Source organism: Thermomonas hydrothermalis (genome assembly GCF_900129205.1).
GTDB lineage: Bacteria > Pseudomonadota > Gammaproteobacteria > Xanthomonadales > Xanthomonadaceae > Thermomonas > Thermomonas hydrothermalis.
On the sequence record NZ_FQUK01000048.1, the window covers coordinates 1 to 13326 of the forward strand.

At 66.1% G+C, this 13326-nt stretch carries 15 protein-coding genes and 1 pseudogene; 2 read left to right on the top strand and 14 right to left on the bottom strand.

Features of this window, described 5'->3' with window-relative positions; translation table 11 throughout:
• From BUA29_RS10580 to BUA29_RS10645, 14 genes and pseudogenes are all read right to left on the bottom strand, one after another.
• Positions 1–266: transposase family protein (locus BUA29_RS10580; RefSeq protein ID WP_143148915.1), on the bottom strand; the 266-nt coding region annotated here is incomplete at its 3' end.
• Positions 267–320: 54 nt separating this feature from the next.
• Positions 321–692: pseudogene (locus BUA29_RS10585) on the bottom strand (flagellin N-terminal helical domain-containing protein); the annotation flags it as partial.
• 338 nt (positions 693–1030) lie between these two features.
• A complete protein-coding gene (flgL, locus tag BUA29_RS10590) occupies positions 1031–2239 on the bottom strand; it encodes a flagellar hook-associated protein FlgL (protein WP_072756523.1) in 1209 nt (402 codons plus the stop codon).
• Between the two features lie 11 nt (positions 2240–2250).
• A complete protein-coding gene (gene flgK, locus BUA29_RS10595) occupies positions 2251–4131 on the bottom strand; it encodes a flagellar hook-associated protein FlgK (RefSeq protein ID WP_072756524.1) in 1881 nt (626 codons plus the stop codon).
• 2 nt (positions 4132–4133) lie between these two features.
• Positions 4134–5123: a flagellar assembly peptidoglycan hydrolase FlgJ gene (gene flgJ, locus BUA29_RS10600; RefSeq protein WP_072756525.1), complete on the bottom strand. Its 990-nt coding sequence runs from the start codon at positions 5121–5123 to the stop codon at positions 4134–4136.
• A gap of 27 nt (positions 5124–5150) precedes the next feature.
• Positions 5151–6257, bottom strand: a complete 1107-nt coding sequence (locus BUA29_RS10605) for a flagellar basal body P-ring protein FlgI (RefSeq protein WP_072756526.1) — start codon at positions 6255–6257, stop codon at positions 5151–5153.
• 8 nt (positions 6258–6265) lie between these two features.
• Positions 6266–6985: a flagellar basal body L-ring protein FlgH gene (flgH, locus tag BUA29_RS10610; protein WP_072756527.1), complete on the bottom strand. Its 720-nt coding sequence runs from the start codon at positions 6983–6985 to the stop codon at positions 6266–6268.
• 10 nt (positions 6986–6995) lie between these two features.
• A complete protein-coding gene (gene flgG, locus BUA29_RS10615; protein ID WP_072756528.1) occupies positions 6996–7781 on the bottom strand; it encodes a flagellar basal-body rod protein FlgG in 786 nt (261 codons plus the stop codon).
• 64 nt (positions 7782–7845) lie between these two features.
• Positions 7846–8589: a flagellar basal body rod protein FlgF gene (locus BUA29_RS10620; protein WP_072756529.1), complete on the bottom strand. Its 744-nt coding sequence runs from the start codon at positions 8587–8589 to the stop codon at positions 7846–7848.
• A 51-nt stretch (positions 8590–8640) separates the two neighbouring features.
• Positions 8641–9858, bottom strand: a complete 1218-nt coding sequence (flgE, locus tag BUA29_RS10625) for a flagellar hook protein FlgE (RefSeq protein ID WP_072756530.1) — start codon at positions 9856–9858, stop codon at positions 8641–8643.
• A 32-nt stretch (positions 9859–9890) separates the two neighbouring features.
• Complete coding sequence (locus BUA29_RS10630; protein WP_072756531.1) at positions 9891–10565, bottom strand: flagellar hook assembly protein FlgD; 675 nt, start codon at positions 10563–10565, stop codon at positions 9891–9893.
• Positions 10566–10567: 2 nt separating this feature from the next.
• Positions 10568–10975, bottom strand: a complete 408-nt coding sequence (gene flgC, locus BUA29_RS10635) for a flagellar basal body rod protein FlgC (protein ID WP_072756532.1) — start codon at positions 10973–10975, stop codon at positions 10568–10570.
• Between the two features lie 13 nt (positions 10976–10988).
• A complete protein-coding gene (gene flgB / locus BUA29_RS10640; protein ID WP_072756533.1) occupies positions 10989–11354 on the bottom strand; it encodes a flagellar basal body rod protein FlgB in 366 nt (121 codons plus the stop codon).
• A gap of 146 nt (positions 11355–11500) precedes the next feature.
• On the bottom strand, positions 11501–12418 hold the full coding sequence (locus BUA29_RS10645) for a chemotaxis protein CheV (RefSeq protein ID WP_072756534.1): 918 nt from the start codon (positions 12416–12418) through the stop codon (positions 11501–11503).
• A 145-nt stretch (positions 12419–12563) separates the two neighbouring features.
• On the opposite strand from BUA29_RS10645, the gene BUA29_RS12105 reads away from it, so the two are divergent.
• The gene (locus BUA29_RS12105) at positions 12564–13028 is read left to right on the top strand and encodes a flagella basal body P-ring formation protein FlgA (RefSeq protein ID WP_178137927.1); all 465 of its coding nucleotides are present in this window, start codon (positions 12564–12566) and stop codon (positions 13026–13028) included.
• Between the two features lie 114 nt (positions 13029–13142).
• A partial coding sequence (locus tag BUA29_RS10655; protein WP_218587186.1) for a helix-turn-helix domain-containing protein occupies positions 13143–13326 on the top strand: 184 nt, incomplete at its 3' end.

Genomic DNA, 13326 nt, shown 5'->3' on the forward strand with positions numbered 1-13326 from the left:
GAGGTCTTGCCGCACTCGCGGCAGGCCACGCGCGGCACCCGGCAGTGGATGAAGGCCTTGAACTGGAAGAAGTGCAGATGCTGCCAGGTGCGCTCCACCCGGTCGTGCACCGGCTGGTCCGCCGCCCCGCAGACCGGACAGGCCAGCCGGGCCGTATCGCACGACACCTCGAAGTGGATCGCCCCCTCATCCGGACGAAACGACACGCTGTCTACCGCCCACGGCGGCGTCAGCCCCAAAGCCTGGGTGAAGAGTTGTTCTTGCATCCGCCAAGGCTGACATCATCCGGCGGCCCGTTCCACACCAGACGCGATGGAGCCGTCGATTTCCGCGATGCGCTGCTTGACTTCGGCCTGCAGTGCGGCACGGTCGGAAGCGGAGTTGGTGGCATTGCGCGACTGCACCGCCAGTTCGCGGATGCGCTGCAGGTTGTTGCCCAATTCAACCATCGAGCCTTCGGCGGTCTGCGACAGCGAAATGCCGTCATTGGCGTTACGGGCGGCCACATCGAGGCCGCGGATCTGCGTGGTGAAGCGCTCGGAAATCGCAAGGCCAGCGGCATCGTCCTTGGCGCTGTTGATGCGCAGACCCGAGGACAGGCGCTGGATGGTCGTTGCCAGGCTGGCCGAGTTGGTCGCCAGATTGCGCTGGGCATTGAGCGACATCACGTTGGTATTGATCATGGTGGACATGGCGAAGACTCCTCCGTTTAGAGCGATGCCTGATCCCAGGCATCTGAAATGGCATGGCTGGTTGGACTGCAGTGGGGGCGCCATGCAAGGCGGTCTCTCATCTGCACCCCAGTTAACGGCCCGGCACTGGGTGACTTGAGATCAATTTTTCGATTTGTGATGCATACACCAGAAATGAAATTTCTTTTGTGTATGCCCTAAAGTTTGCGCGGCGCTGCCGAGAGGCGGTGCGCGGACAATGCTGCGGGCCGGTGATGCGGCGCTGGCGTGCCTGCTGCAGGCAGCCACGGTGGGCGCGCACATCGCACGGCGCACTTACATGGGTGGTGGGCTGCGGTTTAGAGCTTGTCGAACAGCGAGCTGCCTTGCATCCGCGCCATCATGCGTTGGGCGGCGTCGAGCGCGGTGAGGTTGTATTGCAGCTTGCTGATGGCATCCGCCAGATCGGTGTCGCGCACCTTCGAGAGCATCTCGGTCATGGCAACCACATTGCCGCCGCGGATGTTGTCCGTCGTCTCCAGGTCTTGCATCCGGATGCCGGTTTTGCCGCGGAGGTCGAGCATGTGGCTTTCGGCCCGCGCTAAGTCTTCCTGCCCGGCGCGCAGGGCATTGGTTCGGCGGGCGACATCAGCCGGTGTGTTGCCCGGTGTGTCCAGGGCATCGGCCAGTTGCTGCAGAGTGGCGAAGATGTCCTGGGTGGGGGCGCGCTGGATGGTGAAGCTGTCACCTGCGGCCGGCGCGCCAGTGACGACAAACTGTGCGCCCTGCGCATTGATGGCCTGACCTGGCGTGTAGGTGCCGGTCACGGGTGGGGACAGCGGGTTGCCGCTGCCGTCCACCACCTCATAGCTGCTGGCGCTGAGGAAGCGTAGTTCCAGGGTGGCGCCGTTCCAGAGGGTGGGGTTGGTGATCTGGGCGGTTTGCAGAATGCCGCTGCCGGTATTGCTGGCGGCGGCGCGGCCACGGCTGATGCCATCACCGGTGGGGATCTGCATGAAGACGCGGCTGCCGGGGTCGGTGTCGGCCAGGGCGGTGTCTGGTGCCACATCCACGAGGTTCTGGCCGTCGTTGCCCAGATAGCTGACGCCGGATGCGCCAGTGACGAACGGCTGCACGCCGTCCTGGGTGCCGGCAAACAGTTGGCGGCCGCGCCCATCGTCGCGGTTGGCGATCTGCAGCATGCGCTCGCGCAGGCCACGCAGTTCAAGTGCGATGGTGTGGCGGTCGCTGTCGCTGAGGGTGCCGTTGTTGGCCTGGATGGCCAGTTCCTGTGCGCGTTGCAGAGCATCGCCGGCGTCGGCCAGCGCGGTTTCCTGCTGCCGCAGGCGGTCGCTGAGCAAGGTGCTGTTGCGGTCGAACTGGTCGAGAGAGGCCAGCATGTGTTCCAGCCGCTTGGCATCGGCGATCCCGGTGGGGTCGTCGGCGCCGCGTGTGAGCTTGACGCCCGATGCAATCTGCTGCTGGTACTTGCTGATTTCAGCCTGCCGCGCGCGCAGGTTCTCCAGCGACTGAAAGTGCATCTGGGCGGTGGACAGGCGCAGGCTCATGGCGGTATCCCTCAGCGGCGCACGGCGGCAAGCAGCGACTGGAACAGGGTGTCGGCGGTGGCGATCAGCTGCGCCGCGGCCTGATAGGCCTGCTGGTAGCGCAGCATGTCGGCGGCTTCCTCGTCCAGGTTGACCCCGCTAATCGCTTCCCGGTCGGCATTGGCCTGATCGTCGAGCGCCTGCTGCGCCTGCAGCGACATCTGGGCGTGATTGGCCTCGCTGCCAGCCCGGCCCACCATCCGGTTGATGCCGGTGGTGATGCTGGTGATGCCGCCATCCAAGACTTCCTTGTTGTCGAGTGCGCCCAGCAAGCGGGCGTTGCTGTTGTCCGACGAACGCGGCCCGGTGCGCGTCAGCGTGAACGAGTCGCCCGCCGCCGGGGTGCCGGACAGGGTCAGGCTCCAGCCGTTGCCCGTGATCGCCGTGCCAGGTGCCCAGGTGTACGGGCCGTTGCCGTCGATCGTGTAGTGGGTGGCGTCGATGAAATCGAGGGTGGCCGAGGTAAAGCCGGCAAACTGGACGGGGTCGGTGATCTGCGAGCCAGACACCATCGCATCGCCCAGGTTGGCGGGGTCGGCGCTGCTGGTCAGTGGGGCGGCGGCGGCGATCCCGGTGGGCGATTGCAGCGCCACCTTCAGGCTGCCGGTGGCCGCCGCCGTGGGGGTGACCAGGAAGCGATCACCAGCAGCAGCGGAGCCGCCCACGACGATGGCAAGCCCCCCCACCTTGAACGGGTTGGCATTCGTGCCGGTGCCGGTCATGGTGACCGTTTCGCCGGTATCGGCGCGCTGTGCGCTCCAGTTGCTGCCGTCGTAGCGCAGGATCAGGTTTTGCCCGGTCAGAGCGCCGACATCGTCGATGGTGGCGGTGAGCGTGCCAGTGCCGGTGTTGCTGCTATGAGCGGCGACCTGCGGCGGGGCGATGGAGAACAGGTCGGCGCCGGGGTTGCCGTCGTAGTCGATCCCCTGATGCTGGATGGCGTTGGCGCTCTGGGCCAGGGCCGTGGCCATGCGGCCCAGTTCGGCACGCATCGGGTCCAGAATCCGGTTGCGGAACTCCAGCAGCCCACCCAGCTCGCCACTGACCGTGCCTTCCGGCAACCGCATGTTGCCCGTCGGCGTCTTCAGGGCCAGTTGCAGACGGTCGGGGCGGAAGGGATCCGAGATCGTGCCCAGGCTCGACGCCCGTGTGCCCAGCACCAGTGGCTGCCCGCCGGGGGTGAAGACGTTCATCGCGCCATCGTCCTGCATGGCCGTCTCGGCGCCGACCAGTTTGGCCAGCTCGCGCACCCGCTGGTCGCGGGCGTCCAGCATGTCCGGCGACACGCTCTTTCCGGCACCGATGATGGTGCGGTTGAGGTCGGCGATCTCGCTGGCAAGACGATTGACATCGACGATCTTGTTGGTCATGGCGCGATCGACGTCATCGTCCATCTGCGCCAGTTGCCCATCCTGGGTGCGGAAGCGGGTCGCAAGCTGGTTGGCCGCGGCCAGCAGCTGGCTGCGGGTCGGGCTGGAGGTCGGGTCGGCCACCACGCCTTTGGCGGCATTGAAGAAACTGGACCAGGGCTCGGTCAGGGACGTGGCCGAATCCGACATCAGGCCGTCCACCCGGGACGCGAGCTGGGAGAGTTGATCCAGCCGGCCCAGTTCCCCTGCGCTGTCGGTCTGGCGGGCGAACACAATCCCGTCGGCCAGCCGGGTCAACTGTTTGACGTCAACGCCCTGGCCGATTGGCAGCATGCTGGTGTTGGCCGGACGCGCCTGCAGTTCCACCCGCTGCCGGCTGTATCCCGGCGTGGCGGCATTGGCCACGTTGTGGCTGACCGTCGCCAGTGCCCGCTGGTAGGCCAGCAGGGCCGAGGTGCCGGTGCCGAGGATGCCGGTGCCCATGGTTAGCCCTCCAGACCGTCGAGTGCGCGCCGCAGGGTGGCGCCGTCGGCGATGGCCGCGATCTTGGCGGCATACATCGGGTCGGTGGCGTAGCCGGCGCGCTGCAAGGCATGCGCAAAGCGGTGGACGTCGTCGCCGCTGCCGCGGGCGGCGGCGTAACGTGGGTTCTGCAGCAGCCGGGTGTAATCGGCAAACGCATCGGCCGCGCTGGCATAGCTGCGGAAACGCGCACGCACGCTGATCCGCTCGCCATTGATGTATTCGAACGTGGGCGCATCGACCTGGGCACCCTGCCAGCCGCCACTGGCCTTGATGCCAAACAGGTTGTGCGAGCTGGCCTTGCCGTCCTTGCCGGCAAGCCGGCGGCCCCAGCCGGTTTCCAATGCGGCCTGCGCCACCAGGGCCTTGGGCGAGACGCCGAGTTCTGCTGCGGCTTTCTTGGCATGTGGCCAGACTGAGCGCACGAAGGCTTCCGGGCTGCTGCAGTCCAGCGGGGCGTTTTCATCGCAGGTGGCGGTGCTGGCCGTCTGCTGCGGAAGCATCGACGGCCGCGCCATCGCCGGCAGCGAGGTGCCGTGACTGGCGGGCGTCAGCGCCAGCACATCGCCGCGCAGGCCCGCCGGCAATGGCAGGCCAGAAGGCGTTCCGGCAGGTTGCAGCGGGATGGGGCGGGCGGGTGGGTTGATCGGCAGCGGGCCGGCGGGAGCGGCAGGTTGGGCCTCGCCCTGGGTGGTGCGCGTCAGTTGTTTGACGATCATCGGTTGCAGGCCCAGCCCGCGCCCTTTGGTGAGGGACTGCGCCAGGGCTTGATCGTACAGATCACGATAGGTGGGGTCGCCGGCAAACGGATCGCCCGGCGTGGTGCTGCGCAAGGTCTTGATCAGCATCTGGGCGAACTGGCCTTCCAGCCCGCGAGCCGCTTCCTCCACGCGCGCACGCTCCGGCGTCTGGGGACGCTCGAGCGGAATCGGGGTGGCGGAGGGCAGGCGCATATCAGACCTCAAGCAATCGCTGTGCCATCAGATGACCTCAAGCTCTGCGCGCAGGGCGCCGGCCTGTTTGAGCGCTTCCAGAATGGCGACGATATCGCCGGGCGCTGCGCCGACCGCATTGACCGCCCGCACGATCTCCTCCAGCGAGGTGCCGCCCTTGAACAGCATCATGTGGCTGCCTTCGCTGGTGATGCTGACCGACGACTGCGGCGCCGCCACGGTCTGGCCTTGTCCGCTGAACGGGCCGGGCTGGCTGACCTGGGTGGATTCGCTGATGGTGACGGTGAGCGAGCCATGCGCCACCGCCGCCGGCAGCACCGTCACCTGGCCGCCCATCACCACCGTGCCGGAGCGGGCATTGACGATGACCTTGGCCGGGGCTGTGCCCGGATCGACGTCGAGTGATTCCAGCGCGGCGAGGAAGGCGATGCGATCACCCGGGGGCGGGGTGACGTCGATGGTGACTGCGTCGATGGCGCGGGCGCGGCCGGGGCCAAATGCGCGGTCGATCGCCGCCACGATGCGCGCCGCCGTGGTGAAGTCGGCCGAGTGCAGGTTGAGGGTGATGTTGCCGTTGCTGGCGGTCGCCGGGGCTGCACGTTCGACGATGCCGCCGGAGGGGATGCGGCCGCCGTTGGGTGCATTCACCGAAATCTTCGAGCCATCGCGGCCGGCGGCCCCGAAGCCGCTGACGATTAGGCTGCCCTGGGCAATCGCATAGACCTCGCCATCGGCGCCCTTGAGCGGCGTCATGAGCAGACTGCCGCCGCGCAGGGAGCCGGCATTGCCGATCGATGAGACAGTGACGTCGATGGTCTGCCCGGGTTTTGCGAACGGCGGCAGTTCGGCATACACCGCCACGGCCGCCACGTTCTTGAGCTGTGGGTTCACGCCGGGTGGGATGGCAACCCCCAGCTGGTCGAGCATGGCTTTCAGGCTCTGCACGGTGAACGGGGTCTGGCTGGTGCGGTCGCCGCTGCCGTCCAGGCCCACCACCAGGCCGTAGCCGATCAGCGGGTTGCCGCGCACCCCGGCCACTTGCGCCAGATCTTTGATCCGCTCGGCCTGGGCCGGCACGGGCGCCAATACCAGGGTGCACAGCAGGGCAATGGCGGCAGAGAGGAAGCGGTTCATGGCGGCCTTCAGAACGGATACAGCGCGGAATTGAAGAAACGGGCCAGCCAGCCCATGGCATTGGAACGCGCCAGGGTGCCGCGACCGCCATAGACGATGCGGGCATCGGCCACCCGGTCGGAGGTCACACGGTTGTCAGGCCCGATATCGGCGCGACGGACGATGCCTTGAATCTGCACCAGCTCGTCACCCTGGTTCAGGCGCAGCTGTTTGTCGCCACGCACCAGCAGGTTGCCATTGCCTAGATCCTCCACCACCCGCACGGTGATCTGACCGGCCAGGCTGTTGCTCTGGGCGCTGTTGCCGTTGCCGTCGAAGCTGCGGTCGCCCTTCACGGACGCCGACAGCCCCGGCAGGGTGGCATTGCCCAGCACGGGCACACTCAGGCTGTTGCTGTTCTTCTTGGCCACCGACGTCTTGGCCTGGGTGGTGGCGGTGGTGTTTTCGACCAGCACGATGGTGAGCAGATCACCGACCGCGCTGGCTTTGTTGTCCTCAAACAGCCGCAGGCCCTTGCCGCTGCGTGCGGCATAGATCGAACCGCCACTGTCGCCTGGGGGCAGTGCCGCAGGGGCGGCAACAGGCGTCGTCGCGCTGCTGGTGGCGGCCACCGGAACCTCCGGGAACGGCCGGACATCGCCTTGTAGATGGTTGACGGTGGCGCAGCCGGCCAGCAGCGGCAGTGCGGCCAGCCAGACGAAACAGCGGAAAACGGGGGCGGCGAACATGGCGGAGCACTCAGATGTTGTTGTTGAGATAGCCCAGCATCTGGTCAGTGGTGGAGATCGCCTTGGCGTTGGTCTCGTAGGCGCGTTGGGTTTCGATCATCGCCACCAGCTCTTCGACCACGTTGACGTTGGACCCTTCCAGCGCGCCCTGCACCAGCCGCCCCAGACCGCCGATGCCGGGGCTACCGGTCTGGGCCGGGCCGCTGGCACCGGTTTCGGCATAGAGGTTCTCGCCCAGTGCCTGCAAGCCGGCGGGATTGACGAAATCGGCCAGGGTGAGGGCACCGATCTGCACCGGCTGCACCTGGCCTGCGATCTGCACGCTGACCGTGCCATCGGCCCCGATGGTCACGCTCTGCGCACCTTCAGGCAGCTGCAGGCCCGGTTGAACCGGATACCCCGCATTGGTGACCAGCTCGCCCTGGGCATTGATCTGGAAACTGCCGTCGCGGGTATACGCGGAGCTGCCGTCGGGCAGCAGCACTTCGAAGAAGCCGCGCCCGTTGATGGCCACGTCCAGTGCGTTGCCGGTCTGGTTCAGTCCACCCTGGGCGAACTGCTTGGCGGTGGCGGCCACCCGCACGCCGGTGCCGATCTGCAACCCCGTGGGCAGCGTGGTCTGCTCGGACGTAGCCCCACCGGGTTGGCGCAGGGTCTGGTAGAGCAGGTCCTCGAAGCTGGCACGGTCGCGCTTGAAACCGGTGGTGTTGACGTTGGCAAGATTGTTGGAGATCACCCCCATCTTGGTCTGCTGGGCATCGAGCCCGGTCTTGGCGATCCACAGGGCCTGGGTCATGGCGGCGTACTCCTTTAGTCAGAAACTGGGCAAGAACACATCCGGGACGTGCAACACAGAACGTTCAGCGGACGATGCTGTTGGTGGCGCGGAAGTTCTCATCTTCGCGACGCAAAAGTTGGACCTGCATGTCGAACTGACGCGACAGCGTGATCATCGACACCAGCGCACCGGCCACATCGACATTGCTGGATTCCAGCGCCCCCGAGATCAGGGCGGCACCGGTGGCAGCCGGCGGTGCGGCGGCACCGGGCGGCGGGCGCATCAGGCCATCGTCACCGCGTTGCAGCTCGGTGGTCTTGGCCGCCACGATCTGCAGCCGTCCGGCTTCGGTCATGGTCGAGGCCGGTTGGCCTTGCGGCACGATGGAAATGGTGCCGTCCTGCCCGATCTCGATGGCCTGATACGCCGGGATCGTGAGCGGGGCGCCGTCAGCGCCCAACACGGGCTGGCCACGGGCAGTCACCAGCATGCCGTTGGCATTGACCGTCAGATCCCCGGCACGGGTGTAGGCAACGCCGCCCGTCGCATCCTGCACCGCCAGCCAGCGCTCTGGTTTAAGCGCCACGTCCAGCGGATTGCCGGTGTTGCGGATCGCCCCGGCGCGGGCATCCACGCCCAGGGTGCGAGCGGTCGTGGCCACTCGGGTTGGCAGCCCGGGGCCGGTCACCGGCGCGGCGACGGTGGCATCCAGCGAGGCCTGAAACCCGGTGCTGTCGACATTGGCCAGGTTGTGGGCGACGGTGGCCTGCTGCCGCAGCATGGCGCTGGCACCGGTCATGGCGACGTAAATGGCGCGATCGGTCATGGTGACCTCCTGCTGCCGCCCCGGCGGGCAAGGCCGGGGCGGGCAAGCTCATCAGCGGATGTTGATGACCGTCTGCGTGATCTGATCCTGGGTCTGGATCATCTGCGCATTGGCCTGGAAGTTGCGCTGGGCGGTGATCATGTTGACCAGCTGCTCGGTCAGATCCACGTTGGACGCCTCCAGCCCACCGCCCTGGATCAGGCCGAAATCCGACGTCCCCGCCTGTCCGCGCAACGGCTGCCCGGAGTTGTAGGTTTCCGCCCAGGCGTTGTTGCCCAGCGATTGCAGGCCCTGCGGATTGGCGAAGTTGGTCAGCGCGATCTGGCCGAGCGGCTGTGCGACGCCATTGGTGTAGCGAGCGGTGATCACGCCTTCCGGCGAAATGTCGATGCCGGTGATCCGGCCGGTGGCGTGCCCATCCTGGGTCTGGGTCTGGATGCTGAACGCGTTACCAAACTGGGTGGTGTTGCCAAGGTTCAGGGTGATGTTCAACGCCGCCGAGCCATTGCTGGGTGTATAGGCGGGCAGGGTGATCAGCGGCGGTGAAGGGGAGGCCAGCGCACCGGTACTGGAAAACTGCAGGGTCTGTGCGCCGCCGACGGCGGTGCCATCGATGTAGGTATAGAGCTCCCACTCGTTGGGGTTGGCCGTCTTGACGTAATACAGCGACTGGGTATGGGCCGCGCCCAGCGAGTCGTAGATCGTCAGCGAGGTGGTCTGGTTATAGGTGGTCGGATCGTTGGGATCAAACGGCGATACTGTCGGTTGCGATGCGGCGGCCGGCAGGTTGGTCTCGACGGTGACCTTGGTGGTTGCCGCCGGTGGCGCATCACCGCTGGGGACCTTCAGATCACTGAGGCGGCCGGTATCGAAGCCGCCGGCCACGTTGGGGGCAAAGACCTGCAGGCGTTGCCCAGCCGGGTTGACCACATAGCCTTCCCGGTCGGTGCCAAAGTTGCCGGCGCGCGAATAGACCAGGCTGCCCTTGTCGGATAGAGTGAAGAAGCCCTGGCCGGAAATCGCCATGTCCAGCGCGCGTCCGGTGAAATCGATATTGCCCTGGCTGAACTGCTGGGCCACGGCGGCCAACCGCACCCCGGCGCCAATGGCGTTCTGCGACAGGCCATAGGTGGAAACGGCAAACACGTCGGCAAACTCGGCGCGCGAGGCCTTGAAGCCGGTGGTATTGACGTTGGCAATGTTGTGCGAGGTGACTTCCAGGTCGGAACTGGCGGCATTCATGCCACTGATCGAGATACGAAAGCTCATGGTGGTGGCTCCTGGGTCAAGAGGGTGCCGCCTCAGCCGACGCGGCGGACGGAAGAAAGGGGATAGCCGCCAAGCCCGGCGAGGTTGAGGACCAGCCCTTGGGGTTCAATCGAGACGCTGTCGATGCGTGCGCTCAGCCGGACGGCCAGCGCCTGGGTGTCCTGGCCTGTGCCGCTGGTGGCGCGGAAGGTGTAACGACCGGCGGGCGCCTCTGTGCCATCGGCGCCTTTGCCATCCCACTCAAACTTCACCGCGCCGGCGGCACTGGCGGTCAGTTGCAGCCGTTGCACGACCACGCCGCTGGCATCGACGATTTCAAGCTGCACCGGGCCGGGGTGGGTGGCGACGATCTCGCCGCTGGCACCGTTGCCGCGCTCCAGTTGCACCTGATCCACGTCCACCAGGGCCTGATGGCCGACCAGCGCGGCGGCGCGCAACGACTGGTCGTTTTCCATCACGGTGGCCATGGCGTTCATGGCCTGCTGCATGTTTTCGATGCCCTGCACGGTGGAGAACTGCGCCAGCTGGCCGAGGAACTCGGCCCCTTTGAGCGGGTTCAACGGGTCCTGATTTTTCAGCTGCTCGGTCATCAGCCGCAGGAAATCGGCCTGACCCATGCTGCCGGTGGTTGCAGGCTTGCTGGACGTGGGCAGCGCGTACTGCGAATACACGCTGTCGGTGCCGGCAGGGGAGGTGGTGGTGTTCATGATCAGCGGCCCATGTTGAGGGTGGCGACGGCCAGTTCCTTGGCGCTGTTGAAGACCTCGACATTGGCCTGGTAGCTGCGCGAGGCGGAAATCATGTCCACCATCTGCGCCACCGGGTCGATGTCCGGGGCGTACACGTAGCCTTGCGGATCGGCCAGGGGGTTGCCGGGGTCGTAGCGTTTGACCGGCGCATTGGTGCTTTCGCGAACCTCGGTCACACGCACGCCCGCCAGCGTGGGATGCGCAGCGACGGGGTCTGCGGCAAACACCGGTTGTTTGGCGCGATAGGCGCCTTCGGGGGTGCCGGCGATGGTATTGGCATTGGCCAGATTGCTGGCCACCGTGTTCAGCCGCACCGCCTGCGCCTGCATCGCTGAGCCGGTGACATCAAAGATCGGCAGATTGCTCATGACGGCCTCCTGATTACTGGCCGGTGATTGCGGTCAGCATGGTTCTGACCTTGGATTCCACGAACGCCATCGACGCCCGGTACTCCAATGCAGCCTGGGAGAACGCCGCCTGCTCGCGGGCGGTGTCCACCGTGTTGCCATCCAGACTGGGCTGACTGCTGGGGCGAGCAAAACGCGCCTGCTCGGCGGCGGTCTGGTAAGGGTTCTCGCCCGGCATCGGCGGCGGGGCGGTCAAGGCCGCCTGCAGGGCGGCGTTGAAGTCCACGTCCTGGGCCTGAAAGCCGGGCGTATCGGCATTGGCCAGATTGGCCGCCAGCACCTGAAGGCGCTGTTCGCGCAGGATCAGCGCAGTGCCGTGGATACCAAGGAAATCGCTCATGCGCGCCTCCTCCGAGGGGTCGCATGGCTTCATGCAAGCATCGTGCCTATTCGTGACGGCAGACCGTCAACTCCGCCTTCTACAACCAGGGAGGGCGCCTGGACATGGATTAGTCGATGCTTGTTTTTCAGTGTGTTGTGGAGCTTTTATCCACTGATTTGTGAGATTCTGGCGACGATTCGCTCGGCCAGCTCCTGCTGCGAATACTTGGGCACGAAGTCATCCGCACCCACTTTTTCCACCATGCTCTGGTTGAAGACACCCGACAACGAGGTGTGCAGCAGCACGTACAGATCCCGTAGTTGCGGGTCACGTCGGATTTCTGACGTCAGCGTGTAGCCGTCCATGGACGGCATTTCGATGTCGGAGATCACCATTGCATAGCGCTCGGACGGTCGCTGCCCGCTGGCGGCCAGTTGCCGCAGATGCTCGAGGGCCTGCCGGCCATCGGAGAGCTGGGTCGATGCCAGCCCCAGCTGATCCAGCACACTGCGGATCTGGTTGCGGGCGACCCGGGAGTCGTCCACCACCAACACCTCGCGGCCGATGCCAGATGCGGGAGGCTTTACCTCAAGCTCACCCTGCTTGATGGGCATGGCCTCGGCCAGCACGCTTTCCACGTCGATCAGCTGGATCAGCTCGTCGTGGTAGCGGGTGACCCCGATCAGGTAATGCGCTTCCCCGCCGATCTCGGGCGGCGGCTGGATGTCTTCCACCGCGATGTTGACGATGCGATCGACCGAGGCCACCAGAAAGCCCTGCACACTGCGGTTGAACTCGGCCACCACCAGGTAGTTGGCAGGGACGTCGCTCGGCTGCCCGATGGCGCGGGCCAGATCCAGAACCGGCACACTGCGGCCGCGAATGTCGGCCGCCCCCAGGAAGCCCGGAGGCAGCTGGAGCATGGTGAACAGTGGGGGGCGCAACAGGACTTCCTGAACCTTGAAGACATTGACGCCAAAAATCTGACGCCCCCCTAGCCGGAACAGCAGCAGCGCCAGGCGGTTGTGTCCAGCCAGACGGATGCGTTGGTCGATGCGATCGAGCAGTTGATGACGGGCCATGCCGGCATTGTCGGCGGCAAGCGTCCAGTCTTGAGGGTGGCATGTGTCTTGCAATGCGGAGGGTACCCACAGGCAGCGAATGACCATGCGCGTTCTTCATCTTCCGTCGAGATGGTGGCTGATCGGGCTGTTACTGGCAGCCGCCTTGCCGCTGGCGGCCCAGCAGGCATGGCAGGATCCGGCCGCAATCCAGCAGGCGGCGTTGGACGCGCTGCAGGCGGGGCCGGGCGCGCAGGCACAGCTGGCCCCCGGGATACGGCTGAGCGCCTGCCGGCAGCCGCTGACGGCCACCGCCAAGAGCCCGACCATGGCCGAAGTCCGCTGTCCGGATACGCCGGGGTGGCGCCTGTTCGTCCCGGTGCGTGCGAAGCTTGAGACGGCCGCTGCGCCGCCGGCGACTGCAGTTGCTGCGCCCGTCACCGTGATCGTCAGGCGAGGGGATCCGGTGGTACTGCGGGCCCGGATCGGCAGTACCGAAGTCAAAATGGGCGGCCGTGCCTTGGGGCAGGCCCTGCCAGGCAATGTTGTCAATGTCGAAAACGACAGTTCGCACCGGATCATCCGCGGCCGCCTGAACGACGACGGGACGGTCGAGGTCATTCTTGCATAAGTTCAAACACCTTTGGCACTCCTTCGAAGCAGGAGGAGCGCCATGCAAGTGCACCATGCCGGGTACCGAATCCGGGGGTTCTATCGAATAGCCGCCTTGGGTCATCTTTGGGCAATGACCCCCAAAGACGCTCAACGAAGGCTGCACATCCTGCGCTTCTGGGACACACACGGCCTCGAAGCCACCCAAGACGCCTTCGACGTGTCCCGGCGCACGCTCTACCGGTGGAAGCAGGCCCTGCGCGAACAGGGCGGCAATCCCGCCGCCTTGGCCGCTCGATCCTGCGCGCCCAAACGCC

Excerpts from the sequence above, each read along its gene's own strand:
- flgG (WP_072756528.1), bottom strand. The coding sequence starts at position 7,781 with ATGACCCAGGCCCTGTGGATCGCCAAGACCGGGCTCGATGCCCAGCAG.
- flgB (WP_072756533.1), bottom strand. The coding sequence starts at position 11,354 with ATGAGCGATTTCCTTGGTATCCACGGCACTGCGCTGATCCTGCGCGAA.
- flgK (WP_072756524.1), bottom strand. The coding sequence starts at position 4,131 with ATGGGCACCGGCATCCTCGGCACCGGCACCTCGGCCCTGCTGGCCTAC.
- flgC (WP_072756532.1), bottom strand. The coding sequence starts at position 10,975 with ATGAGCAATCTGCCGATCTTTGATGTCACCGGCTCAGCGATGCAGGCG.
- BUA29_RS10645 (WP_072756534.1), bottom strand. The coding sequence starts at position 12,418 with ATGGCCCGTCATCAACTGCTCGATCGCATCGACCAACGCATCCGTCTG.
- BUA29_RS10630 (WP_072756531.1), bottom strand. The coding sequence starts at position 10,565 with ATGAACACCACCACCTCCCCTGCCGGCACCGACAGCGTGTATTCGCAG.
- flgL (WP_072756523.1), bottom strand. The coding sequence starts at position 2,239 with ATGAGCCTGCGCCTGTCCACCGCCCAGATGCACTTTCAGTCGCTGGAG.
- flgJ (WP_072756525.1), bottom strand. The coding sequence starts at position 5,123 with ATGCGCCTGCCCTCCGCCACCCCGATTCCGCTCGAGCGTCCCCAGACG.
- BUA29_RS10620 (WP_072756529.1), bottom strand. The coding sequence starts at position 8,589 with ATGACCGATCGCGCCATTTACGTCGCCATGACCGGTGCCAGCGCCATG.
- flgE (WP_072756530.1), bottom strand. The coding sequence starts at position 9,858 with ATGAGCTTTCGTATCTCGATCAGTGGCATGAATGCCGCCAGTTCCGAC.
- BUA29_RS10605 (WP_072756526.1), bottom strand. The coding sequence starts at position 6,257 with ATGAACCGCTTCCTCTCTGCCGCCATTGCCCTGCTGTGCACCCTGGTA.
- flgH (WP_072756527.1), bottom strand. The coding sequence starts at position 6,985 with ATGTTCGCCGCCCCCGTTTTCCGCTGTTTCGTCTGGCTGGCCGCACTG.